Source organism: Nostoc sp. ChiVER01, assembly GCF_034531155.1.
GTDB lineage: Bacteria > Cyanobacteriota > Cyanobacteriia > Cyanobacteriales > Nostocaceae > Nostoc.
The window spans coordinates 218,247-240,121 of sequence record NZ_JAVRBS010000009.1 but is presented as its reverse complement, the minus strand read 5'-3'; the positions used below and the strand labels follow the sequence as shown (position 1 = coordinate 240,121).

Sequence of the window (21,875 nt, the reverse complement as noted above, 5' to 3'; positions counted from 1 at the left end):
ACAATCGAGTGGCTCTCGTTATAGTGCAGTACTATGCCAAGCAACGATCTGGAAAGGGTTAAAGAAGATCGAGACTTTTTGATTAAACAAAGTGAAATGCTGCAATCTGTAATTAAACGCATGGCAGACAATTCGCTTGAAGCTAAAAAGTTTGGATTAACGGTTTGGGCTGCGATCGTTGGATTTGGTTTTCAAAATAGAAACCCTATTTTATTTATCCTGGCATTCATCTCTTTTACTTTATTCGGTTTACTGGATATCTATTATTTGTACATGGAGAGAGAATTTCGGAAGAACTTCAATCGCTTAGTTCGGATCATTGGAGGTTATGCATCTAACGAAGATTATCAATGGGTAGAGCAAATGAAGATTAAACAAAGAAACTTTTTTATACCTGATTCTTCACCTGATTTTTTCAGGCAAATTTTCAGCAAGGATAGTGTCCTAAAATCCTGGGCAAACCTTCCTTATTTGATTACTTTTCTGATTACGATGGTGCTTATGTATGTACCTTTGCCATCGAAATAGGAATGCAAAAGGTAGCATTCTATTAGATGTATTGTTTTTATCTTTGAGAAACAATTATAGAAATTATCTCCAATTAAAGAACAACATCTTTGCAGCACTGCTGAATTCTGTTTATGTATGCTTGTCGGGTTTCGTGATTTCCTCCGTCCCATAGGACTAATGCTGGAAGGTGTCCTTTTGGGCGATGGGGTTGATTATATTTAAAATTATCTGTATACACGAATAGACGATCTTCTTTATATCCCCAATCCAATGCAACAAAGAAATCAAGAAGTTCCCTATTAACTTGTTGCCAGATATCTATTTGTGCGCTGTAACCAAAGTGACCTTTACTGTAATCTGTCCAAAGTTTATCAATTTTACGTATATCTTTACATGGAATTCTCTGAAAATCAGTTAAATTAAAATAATTTTGTTGAACATTTGCTACTTTCAACAATAGATTTTTAGTAGTTTCATCTGCTTCTATCCACTCTCCTTTTTTAAGCAAATACTCTAATTGAGCATAGAGTAATAGTTCTTCAGCGTCCTTATCACTGAGTCCCAAATTATTCTGAAGTTCTTTCAACTCAGAAAGAATGTCATCGCTCAAAAAGCCTTCTGTTTCTAAATTGTCCTTCAGAAGATTCTCATATTCTTGTAGGTTTTGTTTGTATTCTTCGTGCCGTTGGCTACGTAATTGAAGAACAGCATTTTCAATCGCTTTAGCCTTCTCGGTATCTAGCCCTATTCTCTGCCTTATTTTTGCTAAGTTAATCTTATTAATATTAGAAATCTCATTATAGGGTTCAGAGAGTGGAACCTTGTTAACATAGCCTTCAACCTTTTCACGGTATTCAATCTCAGGAGTCGGTTGCTCTAAAGATTTTACTGGCGGTTTATGAGGAGAAAATAACACTGGTTCAGAAGGGAGTGGTGGAGACACATCTTTTTTAATTTCTGGTTGTATAAGGCTGTTTTGTTTTTTAAGACGATACCAAAGTTCTCTAAAGCTTTTCTCGTCAGTAAGGATATATGTATCTCTGGAATTTAGTTCCGAAGAAACATAACCCAAGTCAGATCGAGAAAATACAACTGGGATAAATTTAGTGTCTCTTAACTGAGCTTTGTAAATGTCGTTTCTGATAATTGTTCCTTCCCACGAAACCCCTAAACCTATTCCAGTTTCCTCGTTACCCTCAAATCGTCGCTGATATGTCTCAGTAAAGATCATAAGCACAAACTCAGCCCACTTAATTCGCTCTGACATCCAAACATCCCATCCTTGAACAGGAGTATAAGGAGGCTTTGCTCGAACATAACTATCTATTTCTGCGTTAATCCCCCATTCTGAGCGTAACGTATTTGCTAGTCCTAACACATTGTTTTTGTGGTCTTCTGAGTCCCAGCTATAGCTAATGAAAACTTTTGTTTCTGTTTGTATTTGTTCTGTCATGTTTGTCTCTCAAGCATAGATAAGCTGTTGCGTATTTAATTTGTACATTGAAAGCGGGCAAGATGCCCGCACTACAATAATTTTGCGTTTTCGTGTTATACATTTACGAGGATAACTTGATGCTCTAACCATTAACTAACTTTAGTAGAGCGACCGAAAACTTTGGCGTTAGCGAAGCTCACCGTTCGCGCAGCGTCTTGCAGAGAAGGTATCGCCTGTCCTACACTTTACAACATTAACTCCAGATATTTTCACACAAAAAACGGTAGAGTATTTATTGCTCTACCGTTTTCTAATTTTTTATTTGAGATTTAAATCCCAAACCCTAAATCTTACTCAACACCTTGGGGTAACAATTCCCGACGCTGTTGAGAACTAACTTGGACAACGCCATTTTCATCTACATCAACAAGGGCTGTATCGCCATCTTTGATACGACCAGACAGAATTTCTTCTGCTAGGCTATCTTCTAACAGGCGCATAATTGCCCGACGTAATGGCCTTGCGCCGTAGCTGGGACTGTAACCTTCTTGAATCAACCGATCCTTGAAGCGATCGCTGACTTCTAAGGTGATACCCTTTTCAGTTAGACGACCAAATACTTCCTTGAGCATAATTTCGGCGATTTGGGTCACTTCAGGCTTGCTCAACTGACGGAAGACGATAATTTCATCGAGTCGGTTGAGGAACTCTGGACGGAAGTACTGTTTGAGTTCTTCGTTAACCAAAGAGCGAATCCGGTTGTAAGTTGACTCGCTGGCATCTTCGGAGAATTCAAAGCCGATACCGCTACCGCCTTTTTCAATTACCTTAGAACCAATATTGGAAGTTAAAATCAGCAAGGTATTCTTGAAGTCCACCGTGCGACCTTTGGCATCAGTTAACCGACCGTCTTCCAAAATTTGCAGCAGCATGTTGAAGACATCGGGGTGGGCTTTTTCGATTTCGTCGAACAACACCACGGTGTAAGGACGCCGCCGCACGGCTTCAGTTAGCTGACCACCTTCGTTATAGCCAACATAACCTGGAGGGGAACCAATCAGCTTGCTGACGGTGTGACGCTCCATGTATTCGGACATATCTAAGCGGATCATCGCTTCTTCAGAACCGAAGAAGTAAGCAGCTAAGGACTTCGCTAACTCGGTTTTACCTACACCAGTAGGCCCAGAGAAGACAAAGCTAGCTATGGGTCGATTGGGATTCTTCAAGCCGACACGAGCGCGACGGATTGCTCGTGAAACTGCTTTCACAGCTTCGTCTTGACCGATTAAACGCTGATGCAAGGTATCTTCCATGTGCAACAGCTTTTCAGATTCAGATTCGGTGAGTTTGTTCACCGGTACTCCAGTCCAAGAAGCGACAATGTGAGCAATGTCTTCTTCTGTAACTACAGGTTCTTCATGTTCTGTGCCAGTTGCATTGGTCTTGCTTTGAGCGATCGCCCGGATTTCGGCTTTGATTTCCATTTCGCGATCGCGCAATTCCCCAGCTTTATCGAAGTCTTGAGAGCGCACCGCGTCATCTTTTTCTTTTAATATCTGACGCAGTTCTTTGTCTAACTCTTTGGCTGCGGGTGGCAGTTGGGAGTTAATCAAGCGCACTCTAGAACCAGCTTCATCAACTAAGTCGATGGCTTTATCTGGGAGGTAGCGATCGCTAATGTAACGATCTGACAATTTCGCCGCCGCTACCAATGCTTCGTCGGAAATTTTCAGTTTATGGTGTTGCTCGTAGCGTTCGCGCAAACCATATAAAATTTCGATTGTTTCATCTACTGTAGGTTCGCCAACCATTACTGGCTGGAAACGTCGCTCTAGCGCTGCATCTCGCTCGATGTGCTTCCGGTATTCATCTAGGGTTGTAGCGCCGATGCACTGCAACTCACCTCTGGCCAAAGCTGGCTTGAGGATATTTGCTGCGTCTATAGCACCTTCTGCTGCACCTGCACCAATTAAGGTGTGTACCTCATCAATCACGAGAATGACATTACCCGCCGAGCGGATTTCATCCATGATTTTTTTCAAGCGTTCTTCAAATTCACCCCGGTACTTGGTTCCTGCTACGAGCAAACCAATATCCAAGGTGACGACGCGTTTATCTTCGAGGATGTCGGGGACATCTTTGGTGGCAATGCGTGAAGCTAAACCTTCAGCGATCGCAGTTTTACCAACCCCTGGTTCCCCAATCAGTACTGGGTTATTTTTAGTTCGGCGACCCAATATCTGAATCACCCGCTCAATTTCTTTAGCGCGTCCCACCACTGGATCGAGCTTATTATCTATTGCCATCTGAGTCAGGTTTGAGCCAAATTCATCCAGAGTCGGGGTTTTTGTGCGCCCGGATGAACCGCCTGGTGAAACTTCGGCAGTTTCTCCCAACATGCGGATGACTTGGGTTCTTACCTTAGATAGATCCACACCGAGGTTTTCTAGCACTCTGGCTGCGACGCCTTCCCCTTCGCGGATTAGGCCCAACAGCAGATGCTCGGTGCCAATGTAGTTGTGCCCCAGTTGGCGTGCTTCTTCTAGGGAGAGTTCTAAAACTCGCTTTGCCCGTGGCGTAAACGGAATTTCCACGGCAACAAAGCCTGATCCCCGTCCTATAATTTTTTCAACTTCAATTCGGGCATCTTTGAGATTGACGCCCATTGATTTCAGCACCTTGGCAGCCACTCCAGTGCCTTCGCCAATCAGACCCAGGAGGATCTGCTCGGTTCCGACAAAGTTGTGACCTAAACGGCGGGCCTCTTCTTGGGCCAGCATGATTACCTTAATGGCTTTTTCTGTGAAGCGCTCAAACATGGCTTTATCCCATCATCTGCGGTCGTGCCGGTATGCTGATTTTAGCACAGGCAAAGCTTTTGGATGCCTGTATAACAGATTATAGACATCTTGAAGCTATGACTTTAGTTGATGGGCTAATTGTTAACTATTGACTACTCTTATCTGGCTAGTGTACTGAGGAGCTATAGTTCACCAGCCTTTTTGGGATTTATTACAGACAGTTCACTGCTTACATTAAGGGTTTCTTGACTTAATCCCAAACATTTATATTTAACATATATATTTTTTAAGATCAAGTAAAAAATATTAATATATTATTCTCTTATATAACCTGCTTTTTGAATAAAATATTTAAATCAAAATAGGCGCTGCAAAGTTACATTTTTTTGCTGAAGCCGATCGCAAGCCCCAATAATTCAAAATTAATATAATAATGCCCAACTAAGTAGGTAGGCACAAATAAACTTAACTATATAACAAAATGTAAAAAATTCAAAATTATTGCGATTACTTTAGTTTGCTTCTCTACGAGACGCTGCACGAACGCTCCGTTTGCAATGACATAGTTATAAATTTTCTCGCCTACCTACTTAAAAAGCAAGTGCCAAGAAGATTTTTCAAGGCGATCGCTGACAATGGAATACCATTGGTCTAAAGTTGCTTTAAATTTGCGGTGTTGTAAATCTGGGAGCCAAAGGATTAAAGCATCCTCATCGTTATCTTGGTAGTAACGCCGCCGTCGTCCAGCTGTTTTGAAGCCAAATTTTTGATATAAAGATATTGCCGCCAAGTTGGAAGCTCGGACTTCGAGGGTAGCTCGCTCCATTTTGCGATCGCAAGCTGTCTTAATGAGTGAATATAATAAAGCCGCACCCAAACCTTGACGGTGATATTGAGGATGAACCGCCAAAATTGTAATGTGAGCTTCATCTAAAATTGACCAAAAGCAACCCATTCCTAGCAAACTTGTGCTGGAGGAGGTAGAAAATAAACCGAGTATATCGCTGTTGGGGCTATCCAATTCTCGTTTGTAGCCATCCATTGTCCAAAGTCCGCCAAAACAAGCTTGATCAAGTTCCAGAATGGCACTGAGATTTTCTAATGTCAGTAATTTAATTTCTAAGTCTAATGAAATCACATTTTATTGAATAACGTTACAAACCCTTTGTACACTGGGAATCGGGAGACGAACTCAAAGCCCGTAATTTGAACAAGGAAAACTTTTATAGTTATGGTATCGACTCACCCCACTGGGGTTCAACATTCTGGAAGTCAATATTTACCTCAAAGGCACGACACCAAGGCAAATCCATCGCCTAATCAAGAACTTTTACCCTTAACTGCCAGAGTCCATAATCATGACTCCCTGGAAATTGGTGGGTGTGATATCACAACCCTAGTTGAGCAGTTTGGTTCACCTTTATATATTTTAGATGAAGAAACCCTGCGCTCGGCTTGTCAGCAATACCGAGATACTTTCAAGCAATACTACAAGGGCGAATCTCAAGTATTGTACGCCTCAAAAGCTTGGAATTGTTTAGCAGTTTGTGCGATCGCAGCATCTGTTGGACTGGGTATCGATGTAGTTTCTGGAGGCGAACTTTACACCGCCTTGCAAGCGGGTGTTAGTCCCGGTAAAATTTATCTTCACGGAAATAATAAATCTCGTGAAGAATTAATTTTAGCGATCGAGTCTGGTGTTACCGTTGTGGCGGATAACTGGTATGAGTTGCATACCCTTGTGGAAATTGCCCAACCTGGTCAATCAATCCGCATCATGCTACGGCTTACTCCCGGTATCGAGTGTCACACGCACGAATATATTCGCACGGGACACTTAGATAGCAAATTCGGCTTTGATCCCAATGATTTAGATGAAGTTTTTACCTTTGTCAGTCAACAACCTGCCCTTAATTGTGTAGGAGTACACGCTCATATTGGTTCCCAAATTTTTGAGCGCCAACCGCATCAAGATTTGGCGGCTGTTATGGTGCAGTGGCTACGGGATGCCGGGAAGTATGGTTTAAATATCACAGAGTTAAATGTTGGTGGCGGCTTAGGGATTAAGTATACAGAATCAGACGATCCCCCTAGTATTGAAGAGTGGGTGAAGGCGATTTGTGAAGTAATCCAAGAAGCATGTGCAGCCGAAAATCTGCCTTTGCCGAAATTATTGAGTGAACCAGGGCGATCGCTAATTGCCACAGCTTGCGTCACTGCTTATACTATTGGTTCATCCAAAGTTATCCCAGAAATTCGTACCTATGTAGCGATCGATGGGGGAATGTCTGATAATCCCCGCCCGATTACATACCAATCAGTTTATCGAGCAGTAGTTGCCAATAAAATGTCTTCACCTTTAACCCAAACAGTCACAATTGCTGGTAAACATTGTGAATCAGGAGATATTCTGATTAAGAATGCACTACTTCCAAAGACTGAACCAGGAGATATTCTCGTAGTTATGGGAACTGGTGCGTACAATTACAGTATGGCATCTAACTACAACCGCTTGCCCCGACCGGCAGCAGTTGTCGTGGCGAATGGCGAAGCAAATTTAATTTTGCAACGTGAAACTTATCAAGACTTAATTCGACAAGATCGCCTACCAGAAAGGCTGAAAAATAGTCATTAGTCATTAGTCCTTGGTCATTGGTGAGCCAGCACGGTCTTCTCCCAAAGGGAGAGGCTAGCGCCAAGGGGGTTTCCCCCATGAGTGACTGGCGTTAGCAAAGCGGTAGCGTTAGCGAAGCGGTAGCGTTAGCGAAGCGGTAGCGAGTCATCGAGCGTCCGCAGGAGCGTCACCCGTAAGGGTCATTAGCTAGGAGCTAAACCCCGTCTATTTTGAAACTTAGGGTTTTTAAAGAGAGTATATTATTCCGTCGTGGCTTGAGTTTTGAGCTTTAGCCTCATTATAAAAAACTACGGTTTTCACAGTAGACGCGGTTTAATAACAAATGACAAATGACAAATGACAAATGACTAAATGTAATTAGAGGCAAAAGTGTAATCCAGATGTCATGAGAGATTGGTGGAAGCAATGGCTGATAAACCTAGGATGGTCACAGTCCTTGCTACTTGGGACTCTGGATATTGTGTTAGTGCTGGCGCTGACGTACATGATACTAGTTATTATTAGTGAGCGCCGAACACTGTGGATGGTGAGGGGATTCATTATCTTAATGCTAGCCTCCGCACTAAGTGGCCGACTAGGACTACCTCTGCTAAGTTTTGTATTGGAAAAGTTGGTAATTGGTTGTGCTGTAGCGATGGCAGTTGCTTTACAGTCAGAGTTTCGGCGTTTTTTAGAGCAATTAGGGCGTGGCGAATTCCGCCAGCTGTTTCAACCCGATCGGCTGGCAATCCCCAAATCTGATAGTGTAATTGATGAAATTGTTGAGGCTGTTAAAGAATTGTCAAAAAACCGTATTGGAGCTTTACTAATTGTGGAAACCACAGGGCCAATTGATGAGCGAGATTTTTCTGTGCCAGGAGTAAAGCTAAATGCGGAGGTTTCTAAAGAACTAATCCAGACAATTTTTCAGCCGAAGACTTTGTTACACGATGGGGCAACATTGATTCGTGGCTCACGGATCATCTCGTCGGGTATAATTTTACCACTTTCGGGACGCACAGCCTCGCGCCAGTTGGGAACACGCCACCGGGCGGCAATGGGAATTACTGAGCGGGTCGAAAATTGCATTTGTGTCGTTGTGTCTGAAGAAACGGGTTCCATTTCCTTAGCGGAACGGGGAACCCTAAATAGACCCCTAACGATTAGAAAACTGAAAGAGTCATTAGAAGCTCTTTTGTCCCCAATCGTGGATAGGGAAGCTGTAGCTCCTGGTCTGTTAAGTTTTGTTCGTCAGATAGGTAGTAAGACACTAGCACTGGTTTCACGTTTACTCAGATTACCATCGACCGCTTCTCGAGATAAAAAATGACAGCACAACAAACTAAACTGCAAGATTTGCCTACTGACTTAAAACGAGAACTATTGCCGCAGCACGTTGCGGTGATTATGGATGGCAATGGTCGATGGGCTAAACGTCAAGGTTTACCTCGGATTATGGGCCATAAGCGCGGAGTAGATGCTCTTAAGGATTTACTTCGCTGTTGTCAGGATTGGGGAATTCAGGCGCTGACGGCTTATGCTTTTTCAACAGAAAACTGGAAAAGGCCCCAGGAAGAGGTGGATTTTTTAATGACTCTGTTTCAAAGAGTTTTACGCCAAGAACTGCGAGAAATGGTCGAAGAGAATGTGCAAATTAAGTTTGTAGGAAATTTGCAGGCTCTGCCCCGATCGCTTCAACAAGAAATATCCCGTTCAATGGAAGCAACCAAAGATAATGGTGGTATCCGGTTTTCAGTAGCAACTAATTATGGCGGACGACAGGAGATATTACAAGCTTGTCAGGCGATCGCCAAACAAGTCCAGCAAGGTCTGCTACAACCCGATGAAATTAATGAACAGGTCTTTGAGAGCCACTTGTACACAGCCGGAATTACTGATCCAGATTTGTTAATTCGCACCAGTGGAGAAATGCGCCTCTCAAATTTCCTTCTCTGGCAAATGGCTTATGGAGAAATTTACATTACCGATGCTCTCTGGCCCGATTTTGACCGAGCTGAGTTTCACCGCGCCTTATGTGCCTACCAACAACGCGAACGGCGATTTGGCAAAGTATAAATCAAGAATCAGAGCCGTGAAATAGGGCTTTGATATCTCGATAGCCACTGACGACACGAAAAATCTCCACATCTTTCTCTATGGGCATGTAGAGGATGAGGTAATTATCTATTGAGAGGCTACGGATACCAGGTAAAATTTCATTACGTAATCGTCCAAGACGAGGGAACTGAGCAATTTGGGTAAATTTCGCGTCCAGCTTACTTAAAAAACCTTCAGCCTGAGCCAAACCAGATTGTCTCGCAATATAATCTGCTATTTGCTCAATATCTTGAATTGCGGGTTTGGTAAGGCGAAATTGTGGTGTCATGCTTCGTCTGAAACACCATAGCGCGATTGCACATTGGCGCGAATTTGAGCCATTGCAACCGAGCCATCAACAACTTCGCCCCGCCCGGATGCTTCCCACCCAATACGCGCTTCTTGTTGCAAGTCTTGCAGCCGTCCTTGATAGATGTCTTCTTGCTGTTCCAGAAGTTTTACGCCCGCAAGAATAACTGCGATCGCGTTCTGATATTTACCGCTAGTGAGTTGACGTTGAACTAGCGCTTCTACTTCAGGTGGCAGAACGATTTGCATGGATTTTTGTCGGAGTAGGAGTAACTTTAATTGTAAGCGATCGCTTTTGTCAGCTATACCTTACAAAATTGGCAATCACATTTTTACGATGAATTGGACTTAGCACTTCATCTATGGCCCAGAAAACACCGCTTGTTCTACATCATCCCGACTGAGAGAATACTTAAATGAACGTTGGATATCTTGCCCATTTTCGCCAGATTGGACATATCGCACTACGATTTGCTCAACATCGAGCCATAGTTCAGCTTTCCAATTAGGGCGCTGTATATGCCAACAATGCCTCTGTGTGTCGTCTTGTTGACAGCCTTGGTCTTTTAGCCACTGTTCAATTTGTGGCAGGGGATGATTATATAAAGGGGTATCAGAGGGAAGAAGAGGCATAGGAATTTTGGATTTGAGATTTTGGATTAGGAAATTTTTTAGTTTTTAATTACTATAGGGGTAATTAGTTGCAATACATGGTTAATTTGCTGTTGTACAGATGGAGTTGGCTGTAGCAAAGGCGAATGGATCGCAGTCTCACCACGAGTTAAGCCAATGGCAATTGCTAGTATCAGACAACCTACAAATGTCAACACCAGCATAAATAAAGCAAAAATTTCGCCCGATGAGAGGGGGCGATCGCTAGGATCGAGGTAAGCTGATTTTGACCAGTCATGACGCGAGACGGGATGGTTCAAGTCAGGAGGTGGTTGAATCACCGCAAAGCGAGAATAGCCAATTTTGAAATCGTAGCTCAACCGCCGTTCTGGATGGCTAAGGGTCGCGTAGGCTTCGTTGATTTGCTGAAATTTGAGAGTGGCGATCGCAGTAGGCAAGTCTGTAGTATCAGGATGATAGCGTTTGCTCAGTTGCCGATAAGCGCGACGAATGTCGATTACCGATGCCGAGGGATGCAGTCCTAGCAGGGAGTAATAAGTTGGTTTACTGCTTTGTGGCATTGCCCCGTTTTGATTCACGGCTGTTTGAGTCACCTTGCTCAAAGATATTTTTTATATTCTAAATCCTTTGTGATTGGCGAAGCCGGAAGAAGACAGAGCAGGTAAAGTATTTGATAAAATATTTTATAAAGCATTGAATTAGATGCGATGGATATCAAAATTAATCTCGAAAATATTCAAACTCTCACCGATTTCAAACGCAATGCCAAGGATTACCTAGAGCGGATCAAGTCCACAAAGTCGCCACTTGTACTAACTGTAAATGGAAAAGCGGAGGTTGTGGTACATGAAGCGCAAGCGTTTCAGCAGATGATAGATAAACTCGCTCATCTTGAGGAAGAACTCGAAAAATTTAAGCTAGAAGCGTTACGCACTCAGATTGGCATTGGGATTAAGCAACTTGAGAGCGGTCAGTATACTGAATATAATGACGAGTCACTTTCGGCTTTTTTTGCAAATATTAAAGCACGAGGGCAGGAAAAATTGGCTGACAGCGATTCTCTATGAGTCGATTTCGGATTTCTACTCAAGCAGCGTAAGATATTGAAAATATCTGGAAATATGTAGCGCCAAATAATTTAAAAGTTCCTAATAGACTTTTTGATACTCTGCGAGAAAGCTTTCCAAAACTGGCTAAATTTCCCCAAATGGGCAGAGAACGATCTGAATTAGTACCTTTTTTGCGAAGTTTTCCGGTAAAAAATTATTTAATTTTTTATCGACCAATAGACGAAGGTATAGAAATTGTACGTATATTGCACGGCTCACAAGATATAGAAACTATTTTTCAAGATGAAGGTTGAGGTCAAAATAATTCGTAATTCATATTTAACTCCCTACAAATAAATCAGAGGGCTTAAAATATTGATTACATTTTTTCTCCATTGATAAATTAAGGAACTTATATCATTATTTACAAATTATTTTGGTCAATAGCTGGATATGCTATTTCATCTCTAACTCAGTAAATCAGCACGGGGTTTAAAGGTTTCAATTTGCCGTAACTTTTCGTACAGTTCTCGTTCTTCTTGACTAATATTTTTCGGGGTAACTATTTGAATTTCTACTAATTGATCGCCACGTTTACCGTCATCGCTGGGGTAGCCTTTATTCCCTAGCCGGAATTTTTGACCAGACCTAACTCCTTGAGGGATGGTCATTTTTACAGGGCCATCGAGAGTTGGTGCTTCTACCTGTCCTCCTAAAACTGCCTCTGTGGGAGTAACTGGTACTTGGCAGAGGATATTTAAACCATCTAGCTTAAATAATGGATGAGGAGTGACGGTAATTTTCAAGTATAAATCGCCACCACCAACCCCTTGGTTTCGCAAACGGATAGTTTGACCTGTTACCATACCTGGAGGCATAGTAACTTCTAGCGATCGCCCATCTTCCAAACGAATGCGTTCATTACCGCCTTGATAAGCTTTTTCTAGTGGGAGCGTTAATCTAGCTTCTATGTCTCGACGGGTAGTGCGAGGTGGGGTGCTAACTGTGTAGGCGACTTTTGTTCTGGGGGAACGAAACGGATCAGTATTATTGCCATTATTAGACTTACTTGCCGTATTTTTATTTTTGACGCCGATAACTTGATTAATAAAGCTTTCAAAATCAGAGAATTGGCTTGGATCTACGTCTTGATTGCCGTTGCGATCGCTAGCGCCACTCTGCCAGGTTTTAGCCTTTGGTGTCTGTTTGTTCCCTGCAAATCCTTTTTGTTTCCAGTAGCGGCTAAACTGGTCGTACTGCGATCGCTTGGCTGAGTCCGAAAGAACTTCATAAGCCTCGCCAATATCCTTAAATTTTTCCTCAGATTCTTTGTTACCCGGATTGAGATCGGGGTGATATTGTCTTGCTAAACGCCGATAAACCTTTTTAATTTCCTCACCAGAGGCGTCTTTAGATACTCCTAAAATCTCGTAGTAATCGCGGAAATTAGACAAATTTTGCATAGTCAGTTGTTTAAATTTTAGATTTTGAATTTTGGATTAATTAGGAGTAGAGACGCTATTGATCGCGTCTGTACAGAAGTTAGGAGTTGAAAGATTTAATTTTTAACTCCTCACTCCTCACTTTTCGCTTTTATTAAAAGTATTACAACCAATCATTGTCTTCTTCGTCATCCCAGTTATCTTGGTAGCTGGGGCGGGATTTGCGTGGCGGACGGCTTTGGCTTTCATAAGAGGAAGAACGATCTCGACTATAGTCTCTGCCATAGTCTTTACCGTAATCTCTGCCATAGTCCCTACTATATGAGTCGCGTTCCCGATATGTATCTCTGGGAAAGTCGCGTTCTTTATCTTTATCACCAGTAAAGATGTCACGGATTGTACCAAACAAGTCGTCATCTTCATCTTCAGCATAAGTTTCCCTGACTTCCCGATTTAGCTCATAGAGAGCATCTTGCAAATCGGCGTAGGCTTGGTCAATACCGCGATCGCTATTTTCCTTAAGACTCTCTTTTAAGTCTCGGCAAATATTATCAATTCTTTGGCGGCGGTTTCGGGCAAACTGCATACCAAATTCCAGTGCTACTTCTCTAAGCTGTCGTTCTGCTTGGAAAATCAACGCCTCTGAACGAGTCCGCTTTTCTACCCGTTCTTTACGTTCGCGATCGACATCGGCGTATTTCTGAGCATCCTGGATCATCCGATTCACTTCTGACTCGTTCAAGGTGGAAGCGCCTTGAATAGTGATACTCTGTTCTCGCCCAGTGGTTCTATCTAAGGCTGTTACCTGTAAAATCCCGTTAGCATCAATATCAAATGACACCTGAATCTGGGGAATTCCTCGTGGCGCTGGTGGAATCCCGTACAGCTTGAAACGTCCTAAAGATTTATTGTTTGCTGCCATTTCCCGTTCGCCCTGGACTACGTGGATTTCCACAGTATTCTGGTTATTTTCGGACGTAGAAAAAATGTCAGAGCGACGAACTGGGATGGTGGTGTTGCGGGGAATGAGTTTTTTCATCACGCCGCCGATGGTTTCCAATCCCATAGAAAGGGGTGTAACATCCAAAAGCAGCACATCTTTAAGTTCGCCTGCAAGAATGCCTGCTTGAATTGCTGCACCCACTCCCACTACTTCATCAGGGTTAACGTTTTCGTTAGGTTCTATGCCAATTAAGTCCCGTACTAGCTGCTTCACCATTGGCATCCGTGTAGAACCCCCAACTAGCACCACTTCTTCAATGTCTCTGGATGAGAGTCCGGCATCCTTGAGGGCGCGTTTCACTGGTGTCCGCAATCGCCCCACCAAATCACCACACAAGCCTTCAAATTGAGAACGCGTTAGACGAGTTTCGAGATGTTTAGGGCCTTCCTGATCGGCAGCAATAAAAGGTAAGTTAATTTCGGTGACGCTGACAGCAGAAAGCTCAATTTTGGCTTTTTCCGCCGCTTCCATCAGACGTTGTAAAGATTGTCTCTCGCGTCTTAAATCTACCCCTTCGGCTTCCAGAAACTGTTCTGCTAACCAATCTACTATTACTTTGTCAAAGTCGTTACCACCAAGTTGCGTGTCTCCACTGGTAGCTTTAACTTCAAATATGCCATCGCCTACTTCTAAAATCGATACGTCAAAAGTGCCGCCACCTAAGTCAAATACTAAAATAGTTTCCGTGTCACCCCGATCTAATCCATAAGCCAAAGATGCAGCAGTCGGTTCATTGAGAATCCGCAGCACCTCTAAACCGGCAATTCTGCCAGCATCGCGGGTTGCCTGCCGTTGAGAATCGTTAAAATAAGCGGGTACTGTAATTACTGCCCCTGTTACTGGTTCACCCAAATAGCGACTAGCATCGTCGGCCAATTTCTTCAGCACCATTGCCGAAATTTCTTCTGGGGCGAAATCCTTATTGAGCCGGGGACAGGCAATTTTAATATTGCCTACTTCGTCTTTGCGGATGGTGTAGGGTACACGCTTAGAATCTGGACTAAGTTCGCCATACTTGCGCCCAATGAAGCGTTTAACTGCGAAAAAAGTATTTTGTGGATTGAGGACGGTTTGTCGCCGTGCCATTTGCCCAACTACCCTTTCGCCTTCTTTGCTGAAGCCAACTACGGAGGGGGTTGTTCGCATTCCTTCTGCATTGGCAATCACCACCGGCTTGCCACCCTCCATAACGGCGACTACTGAGTTGGTTGTACCCAAGTCGATGCCGACTACCTTGCCCATGCGTTACTCTTCTCCTAAAGTGTCTTACTTATATATTTATTATGATTGGGCAGAACTACCTCTAGCTTTGTGCTATTGGATGAAAACACCTCAATGGTATAATAGTCATCATTAAGGCAATAAGCTAAGAAGTTCAGCTAGAGCAGATAGTTGCAAGACTAGGATAGCATTGACGATGATTGGTATGTCCAAGCAGCCTAAATTCTTGTTATCCTTTCTATGTACTGTATCTGCAAGTTTGTAAATGCACTCTTAATAATACTTGCTTTACTTGTTTGAGTGCCTGAAAACCTTAATATTGCCACTATTTTAAACATTTGAATTTAACAGAGCGATTACAAACTTCCCTGGCTGCGATCGCGCGAGAACGCGATCCTTACATGGCAACGGCTGGACATTTTTTTGTCCAAGAATACATTCGCCAGCAATTTTCCCAATGGGGGAGTGTGGAAATCCACACCTTTGAAGTCAGGGGTAAAGCTTGTAATAACTTGATACTAAATTTACCTTCCCAAGAGAGACGACAAAAAAAGGATTTGCCACCGATTTTAATTGGCGCTCATTATGATGGCGTTCCGGGAACAGTAGCGGCTGATGATAATGCCACTGGGGTGGCGGTGTTGCTGGAATTAGCCAGAAAGTTTGCTGCCCAAGCTGCAAAATATCCCTTAAGGCTAGTTGCTTTCGACATGGAAGAATACGGCTTACTAGGTAGTGCTGATTATGCAGCCCTGTTGCACGAACAAAAGCAACAGCTACGCTTAATGATTTCCCTAGAAATGTTGGGCTATACCGATTCTGTGCCTGGTTCTCAAAGTTACCCCCCTCCTCTGGAACGCTTCTACCCAGACAGAGGCGATTTTATTGCTTTAATTGGTAATTTGCGAACATTGCCTGACTTAATTGGCATGAGCCGTAATATTCACAAATCTGGTGTACCTAGTCAATGGCTACCTGTGCCGAATCGGGGTTTAATAGTTCCCCAAACCAGACTTAGCGATCATGCCCCTTTTTGGGATTTGGGCTATCCAGCAATGATGGTGACAGATACGGCATTCTTGCGAAATCCTCATTATCACAAAGCTAGTGATGCGATCGCTACTTTAAATTTAGATTTTCTTAGCGGTGTATGTGAAGGGTTGGAAATTGCAATTCGGCGGTTGTGAAAAGTTAAGATAAATTAATAAGTTTATTTTTTGCCCTCTAAAGTATCATTCAACCTGTCGTTTCCTCCAATAATCTGGTCTACGCTTTCCATGAGCTATTGCAACGACCCAAATAAACTCCTCGAACTCTGCGTAGAAGATGAGATAGGGAAAACACTGAAGAACGTGGCGACGCAACTCGGCAATTTTGTACGGCGTTCCTATGCTTGGGTTTTGCTGAATTTTGCCAATAGCCTGCTCCACTTCAGATAATAAATCTAGCCCTAAGCCAGCCTTTTGCCCCTCGTAGTAGGCGACTGAATTATCTAGCTCTGCTCTAGCTTCACTGTGAATAATGATCTGCTTCACGAGTACTTTTCTCGCAGTTCAGTGAATACCTTGTCTGATAGTTCACCATAAACTGTTCCACTACTAATCTCTTCCATTCTTCTCGTTAACTCAACATCCCAAGCAAATTGCGCGTTATCGTCAAAATCTTGATCTAAAGAGTGGATCAAAAAGTAAGCAAGCTCTGCACGTTCTTGCATAGATAGCTGAGATAGTTCAAGCCTAAGTTTCTGTACTGTCTCGGTCATAGTCTACGATCCTCTTGCGATTAATCAGCATAGAGTTAGTGTTGAATGTGGCAGATTAAGGTCAGCGATTTGCCATGAATCGAAGCGCCACATAATCTTCAATATAAAGGTTTATAGTTCAATACGGTTAAGTTAACGCCTGCCTCCTCAATGCCCAATGCCCCATCGCCCAATCCAGTTGTTACCAATTACCACTTTATGACTATGAGGATTGTACGAATTGACACGAAACAATGAGGCTGAAGAATGCCAAGATCAAAAAAAGGATGCCCCAAGGATATTAAAAGTACTATGCCAGAATTACACCAATCAATTGCCCAGCATTACCACGAACGGACTAAATACAACCCTGAGACTCTCGCCTCCAAAAGTCAGCAGTTAGACTGGGCTAAACAACCAGTGCCTTTCAAAGAGTACAAAATTGGCTATACTTTTGATCTCAAACCCTATATCCAAGAAAAAACAGAGGGATTTGCTAATAACCCAGACGCTCAATGGTGGCAAAGACTTTCACGCCTGCTGTTTCGCAGCTATGGATTGACGGCGAAAATGCCTTCTATGGGTAGCGCGGTGTATTTACGTGCTGCTCCCAGTGCAGGCGGATTATACCCGGCTGAGGTGTATGTGGTTTCTCGTGGTACGGCGTTATTGCCACCTGGTCTATATAACTACCAGTGTCGGACTCATTCTCTCATGCATTATTGGGAAAGTGATGTTTGGCAAAATCTCCAATCAGCTTGTTTCTGGCATCCTTCCCTAGAAAATACTCAACTAGCAATTATTGTGACTGCGGTTTTCTATCGTTCTGCGTGGCGCTATGAAGATCGGGCTTATCGGCGGATTTTTCTAGATACGGGACACCTGTTGGGCAATATCGAGTTAGCTGGTGCGATTACTGACTATCGCCCCCATTTAATCGGCGGTTTTGTGGATGAATCGGTAAACGATCTGCTTTATATTGATCCACAACAAGAAGGTGCGATCGCTGTTTTACCTCTGGCAGATTTGTTAGATGTCAATCAAAATTTACCATTAGGATGTACTGCTTTACCTTCTACCACCGAAACCAGTTATCCCGAAATTCCCGATGGTGAATTGCTGACATATTTCCATCGACACACCCAGATCCAATCAGGTGTAACTGGCAATCTTAATCTACCAGCTATTAAACAAGAAAAATCTTTAGAGGATAAATATAACTTTCCTTTCTGTTTGAAAATTCCTACCACCACTGCGCCTATAGATTGGGGACAAAAGCTATCAGAATTGGAAACCACTATGTATAAGCGACGCTCTACCCGCGCTTATAATGGTGATGATTTAACTTTCGATGAATTAAAGGGTTTACTCGATTTCACTTACCAACCGCAAAATTACATTGACCAAAGTTTAGATATTTCTCCAGATTACTTTGATTTGAATTTAATAGAAACATTTATTGCTGTTTCCGGAGTTAAAGGATTGGATGCAGGTTGTTATTATTACGCACCCAAAGCCCAAGAATTACGCCAAATTCGTTTTAAAAACTTTCGGCGAGAGTTACATTTTCTCTGTTTGGGGCAAGAATTGGGGCGGGATGCAGCAGCAGTGCTTTTCCATACAGCCGATTTAAAAGCTGCGATCGCACAATATGGCGATCGCGTTTACCGTTACTTACATCTGGATGCAGGCCATTTAGGACAACGCTTAAATTTAGCAGCTATACACCTAAATGTAGGCGTTAGTGGTATTGGTGGTTTCTTTGATGACCAAGTAAATGAAGTTTTGGGTATCCCTACTGATGAAGCTGTTCTCTATATCACTACATTGGGACGCCCAAGATAAAAATAATCTGGAGGCGCAAAGAATGCAGAGAGTTTTTCTGTGTTCTTTGCGTATATATACAAGTTATCCTTGCTTAGTGTAAACTATCAAACATACTTTACAGTGCCAGATTCCTATGAAGATTCAAGCAACATATACTTTTTTGGTAAGTCTCTTTAAATACAAATACTTATTTTTTACTTCTAAGTATCAAAGAGCGTAGATGCTGCTCTTAAGGTTTTTTATCGAGAAATTATCAGCTATTCCACATTGAAATTGCAGGCAAATTTAATACATCATAATATTTGCATACTTTACAGAAAATTAATTATATTTTTAGATTACAGCAAATGAAATCTAGTACTAAAAATTAGTTTTTTTACACAACCCCTAATGCTATCTCCAGAGAATGAAAGCCAGCGTTTAGAAGTGCTTAATCAGTATCAAATTTTAGATACACCACCAGAAGAAATTTTTGATGAATTAGCTCAACTAGCTGCTAATCTTTGTGAAACACCAATCGCTCTTATTAGCCTAGTTGATGCAGAACGGGAATGGTTCAAGTCAAAAATTGGGGTAACTATAGCGGAAGTTCCTCGAAGCATTTCTTTTGGTCATTATACTATTTTACAAAACAAAATATTAATCATCCCGGACGCTTTGTTAGATGAACGGTTTGCGACAAATCCCTTTGTAACATCAAATCATTATTTCCGGTTTTATGCAGGTGTTCCTCTAATTACCTCCAACGGCTTTGCATTAGGTAGTCTTTGTGTAATTGATTTTGCACCGCGAAATTTGACTGTTAAAGAGCAAGTTGCCTTACAACAGTTAGCTAGACAAATAATCAGATATTTAGAGTTACATCGGCAAAAAGTTATTGATGATAGCCAAAGGAGTTTTAATCTTCTTTTCTCTAAAAATCCTAACCCAATGTGGGTATATAACCAAAATAATCTGCGATTTTTAGATGTAAATGAAGCTGCTGTTGTCCACTATGGCTACTCACGAGAAGAGTTTTTGCAAATGCGAATAACTGATATTCGCCCTTTAGAAGATGTGCCTATATTTATAGAATATTTAAGAGAAAGGCAGTCTAACTTACATTTTTCTGGACAATGGCAACATCGGCGAAAATCTGGAGAGATTATTGATGTTGAAATTATCACACATAAAATAGACTATGCCAGTTATAACGCTCGGTTGGTTAATATACAAGATATAACAGAAAATAAACGAATCAAAAGAAAACTTCAAGAAAGTGAAGCGAGATTTAGAGTCATTTTTGAAGCCATTCCAATTCCATTAATTATTTCGAGTGTATCTAACAATTTGATATTATATGCTAATCCAGAATTCATTAAAAATTTTAGATTTTCAAGAAAAGATTTCATTAATCGAGAAGTTTTAGATTTATACTATAAATCAGCCGATTTCAAGTTCCTATTAGAAGCCTTGAATCAACATGACTTTGTTCATAACTATGAACTTCAATTAAAAAGAGCAGATGGAACTTGTTTTTGGGCGATCGCTTCACTGCAATATTTAAATTTTAATAATGAAACAGCGATTTTAACGGTCTTTTATGATATTACAAAACGCAAAAATTTAGAAACAAAACTTCAAGAGCAAAATAACTTTTTGCAGATAGTTTTTGAAAGTATACCGTTGATGATTGCACTTTTTGATACCAATGGTCAACTTCAATGGGTGAACCAAGAATGGGAAAATGCTTTAGGCTGGAAATTTCAAGACTTCCAAGGTGGCGATGTCCTAGAAGCGCTATATCCAAATCCTGAATATCGACAATATGTAATTAATTTTATTCAGTCTGCACAACGCAACTGGGGTGACTTTAGAACTCAGGTACGAGATGGTCGTTTATTGGATACATCTTGGACTAATGTTAAACTTTCCAACGGTCAAATTATCGGTATTGGGCAAGACATCATAGAACGTAAGCGAACTGAACAGGCTCTCAAAGCTCAAGCCGAGCGAGAGCAATTGATGCGAACTGTTGCTCAACGGATTCGTCAATCATTGAATCTCCAAGATATCCTGAATGCAACAGTTGAAGAAGTGCGAGATTTACTTGGGGTTGATCGAGTGGTAGTTTATCAGTTTGACCCAGAGATGATCGGCACAATTGTGGCGGAATCGGTGGAACCTGGATGGACTGCTTCTTTAGGTGTCCAGATTCATGATACATGTTTTCAAACAGGCGCAGGAGTGGAGTATTATCAAAGACGTAAAAGAGCGATCGCTAATATTTATGAAGCAGGATTAAGTGATTGCCATATTCGCTTGTTAGAACAGTTTGAAGTCAAAGCAAATTTAGTCGTGCCCATCTTACTAGAAGTAAGCTCTCAAAATCTAGGCTCTCACCTTTGGGGTTTACTGATTGCTCACCAATGCTCTGGTTTCCGCCACTGGGAAGAAAATCAATTAGATTTGCTCGATCAATTAACAGTCCAATTAGCGATCGCAATTCAACAATCCAGCATCCTTGAGCAAGCTCAAACTGAACTTGTTCAAAGACAAAAAGCTCAAGTAAAGTTAAAAAATGCCTTGGCTGAAAAAGAAGTTTTATTAAAAGAAGTTCATCATCGAGTCAAAAATAATCTGCAAATTGTCTCCAGTTTATTACAACTCCAGTCTCAAACACTCAAAGATCCAGAAGCCATCAAAGCTCTTCGAGAAAGTCAGAACCGGATTGAGTCAATATCTCTAATCCATAAAAATTTATATACTTCCGCTAACATTGGACAAATTGATGTTGCTGACTATATCGAGAATTTGGCAGCAAGTTTACTATTTTCCTATCAAATATACCCTGGAAAAATCGCTCTAGAAACCGATATAGATTCAGTTAGCTTGAATGCTGACCAAGCTATTGCTTGTGGACTAGTTATTAACGAATTAATCTCCAATGCCCTCAAACACGCTTTTCCTAACCAACAAGCAGGCATAATTAGCATTGCTTTACGTAATGTTGATAATAGTATCGAGATGACTATCCGAGATAATGGGATCGGTTTACCAGATAATTTAGATTGGACAACTACTGATTCTTTGGGACTGTCGTTAGTGTATGACTTGGTTACAGAACAGCTTGAAGGCGACATTACTCTAGAACGCAATCACGGAACAGTATTCAAAATTAAATTCACGCAGTTAACTTTGCATTAGTAAATAC

20 protein-coding genes are annotated in these 21,875 nt (G+C 41.8%); 9 read left to right on the top strand and 11 right to left on the bottom strand.

The window, feature by feature from the left end; translation table 11 throughout:
- Window positions 1-33: 33 nt before the first annotated feature.
- Entirely contained in the window at window positions 34-528 is a 495-nt protein-coding gene (locus RMY00_RS14910) for a hypothetical protein (RefSeq protein WP_322648270.1), read from the top strand.
- Between the two features lie 73 nt (window positions 529-601).
- Here RMY00_RS14910 and RMY00_RS14905 read toward each other — a convergent pair whose 3' ends face one another.
- The 3 genes from RMY00_RS14905 to rimI form a co-directional block, all read right to left on the bottom strand.
- Window positions 602-1,963 (bottom strand): GUN4 domain-containing protein, encoded by a 1,362-nt coding sequence (locus RMY00_RS14905; RefSeq protein WP_322648269.1) that lies wholly within the window; start codon window positions 1,961-1,963, stop codon window positions 602-604.
- A gap of 332 nt (window positions 1,964-2,295) precedes the next feature.
- A complete protein-coding gene (locus tag RMY00_RS14900) occupies window positions 2,296-4,764 on the bottom strand; it encodes an ATP-dependent Clp protease ATP-binding subunit (RefSeq protein ID WP_322648268.1) in 2,469 nt (822 codons plus the stop codon).
- Between the two features lie 568 nt (window positions 4,765-5,332).
- The gene (gene rimI, locus RMY00_RS14895) at window positions 5,333-5,884 is read right to left on the bottom strand and encodes a ribosomal protein S18-alanine N-acetyltransferase (protein ID WP_322648267.1); all 552 of its coding nucleotides are present in this window, start codon (window positions 5,882-5,884) and stop codon (window positions 5,333-5,335) included.
- Window positions 5,885-5,977: 93 nt separating this feature from the next.
- Between rimI and lysA the strand changes: the two genes are divergently transcribed.
- The 3 genes from lysA (at window position 5,978) to RMY00_RS14880 (ending at window position 9,436) form a co-directional block, all read left to right on the top strand.
- A complete protein-coding gene (gene lysA, locus RMY00_RS14890) occupies window positions 5,978-7,381 on the top strand; it encodes a diaminopimelate decarboxylase (protein WP_322648266.1) in 1,404 nt (467 codons plus the stop codon).
- Window positions 7,382-7,766: 385 nt separating this feature from the next.
- A complete protein-coding gene (cdaA, locus tag RMY00_RS14885; RefSeq protein WP_322648265.1) occupies window positions 7,767-8,690 on the top strand; it encodes a diadenylate cyclase CdaA in 924 nt (307 codons plus the stop codon).
- The gene (locus tag RMY00_RS14880) at window positions 8,687-9,436 is read left to right on the top strand and encodes an isoprenyl transferase (RefSeq protein WP_322648264.1); all 750 of its coding nucleotides are present in this window, start codon (window positions 8,687-8,689) and stop codon (window positions 9,434-9,436) included. The genes cdaA and RMY00_RS14880 overlap by 4 nt, the downstream gene beginning before the upstream one ends.
- Window position 9,437: 1 nt before the next feature.
- Here the strand turns inward: RMY00_RS14880 and RMY00_RS14875 are convergent, their stop codons facing one another.
- The 4 genes from RMY00_RS14875 to RMY00_RS14860 form a co-directional block, all read right to left on the bottom strand.
- Entirely contained in the window at window positions 9,438-9,746 is a 309-nt protein-coding gene (locus tag RMY00_RS14875; protein ID WP_322648263.1) for a type II toxin-antitoxin system RelE/ParE family toxin, read from the bottom strand.
- Entirely contained in the window at window positions 9,743-10,015 is a 273-nt protein-coding gene (locus RMY00_RS14870) for a ribbon-helix-helix domain-containing protein (RefSeq protein WP_322648262.1), read from the bottom strand. The genes RMY00_RS14875 and RMY00_RS14870 overlap by 4 nt, the downstream gene beginning before the upstream one ends.
- 111 nt (window positions 10,016-10,126) lie before the next feature.
- Window positions 10,127-10,399 (bottom strand): DUF3143 domain-containing protein, encoded by a 273-nt coding sequence (locus tag RMY00_RS14865; RefSeq protein WP_322648261.1) that lies wholly within the window; start codon window positions 10,397-10,399, stop codon window positions 10,127-10,129.
- 38 nt (window positions 10,400-10,437) lie between these two features.
- Window positions 10,438-10,959, bottom strand: coding sequence for a J domain-containing protein (locus RMY00_RS14860; RefSeq protein ID WP_322648286.1), 522 nt, complete (start codon window positions 10,957-10,959; stop codon window positions 10,438-10,440).
- Between the two features lie 147 nt (window positions 10,960-11,106).
- Between RMY00_RS14860 and RMY00_RS14855 the strand changes: the two genes are divergently transcribed.
- Both RMY00_RS14855 and RMY00_RS14850 read left to right on the top strand, forming a co-directional pair.
- Window positions 11,107-11,466 carry a type II toxin-antitoxin system Phd/YefM family antitoxin gene (locus RMY00_RS14855; protein ID WP_322648260.1) on the top strand — a complete coding sequence of 120 codons (360 nt, stop codon included), beginning with the start codon at window positions 11,107-11,109 and terminating at the stop codon, window positions 11,464-11,466.
- A 35-nt stretch (window positions 11,467-11,501) separates the two neighbouring features.
- Entirely contained in the window at window positions 11,502-11,762 is a 261-nt protein-coding gene (locus RMY00_RS14850) for a type II toxin-antitoxin system RelE/ParE family toxin (protein WP_322648285.1), read from the top strand.
- Between the two features lie 153 nt (window positions 11,763-11,915).
- On the opposite strand, the gene RMY00_RS14845 is transcribed toward RMY00_RS14850, so the two are convergent.
- Together RMY00_RS14845 and dnaK are read right to left on the bottom strand one after the other, a co-directional pair.
- Window positions 11,916-12,911 carry a J domain-containing protein gene (locus RMY00_RS14845; RefSeq protein ID WP_322648259.1) on the bottom strand — a complete coding sequence of 332 codons (996 nt, stop codon included), beginning with the start codon at window positions 12,909-12,911 and terminating at the stop codon, window positions 11,916-11,918.
- Between the two features lie 142 nt (window positions 12,912-13,053).
- Window positions 13,054-15,135, bottom strand: a complete 2,082-nt coding sequence (gene dnaK / locus RMY00_RS14840) for a molecular chaperone DnaK (protein ID WP_322648258.1) — start codon at window positions 15,133-15,135, stop codon at window positions 13,054-13,056.
- 317 nt (window positions 15,136-15,452) lie between these two features.
- Between dnaK and RMY00_RS14835 the strand changes: the two genes are divergently transcribed.
- Window positions 15,453-16,301, top strand: coding sequence for a M28 family peptidase (locus RMY00_RS14835; RefSeq protein ID WP_322648257.1), 849 nt, complete (start codon window positions 15,453-15,455; stop codon window positions 16,299-16,301).
- 45 nt (window positions 16,302-16,346) lie between these two features.
- Here RMY00_RS14835 and RMY00_RS14830 read toward each other — a convergent pair whose 3' ends face one another.
- Both RMY00_RS14830 and RMY00_RS14825 read right to left on the bottom strand, forming a co-directional pair.
- Window positions 16,347-16,649, bottom strand: a complete 303-nt coding sequence (locus RMY00_RS14830) for a type II toxin-antitoxin system RelE/ParE family toxin (RefSeq protein ID WP_322648256.1) — start codon at window positions 16,647-16,649, stop codon at window positions 16,347-16,349.
- Window positions 16,646-16,876 carry an addiction module protein gene (locus tag RMY00_RS14825; RefSeq protein ID WP_322648255.1) on the bottom strand — a complete coding sequence of 77 codons (231 nt, stop codon included), beginning with the start codon at window positions 16,874-16,876 and terminating at the stop codon, window positions 16,646-16,648. Before RMY00_RS14825 ends, RMY00_RS14830 begins: the two co-directional genes overlap by 4 nt.
- 291 nt (window positions 16,877-17,167) lie before the next feature.
- Between RMY00_RS14825 and RMY00_RS14820 the strand changes: the two genes are divergently transcribed.
- Both RMY00_RS14820 and RMY00_RS14815 read left to right on the top strand, forming a co-directional pair.
- Window positions 17,168-18,700: a SagB/ThcOx family dehydrogenase gene (locus tag RMY00_RS14820; protein ID WP_322648284.1), complete on the top strand. Its 1,533-nt coding sequence runs from the start codon at window positions 17,168-17,170 to the stop codon at window positions 18,698-18,700.
- 372 nt (window positions 18,701-19,072) lie between these two features.
- A complete protein-coding gene (locus RMY00_RS14815) occupies window positions 19,073-21,868 on the top strand; it encodes a PAS domain S-box protein (RefSeq protein WP_322648254.1) in 2,796 nt (931 codons plus the stop codon).
- Window positions 21,869-21,875: the final 7 nt, after the last annotated feature.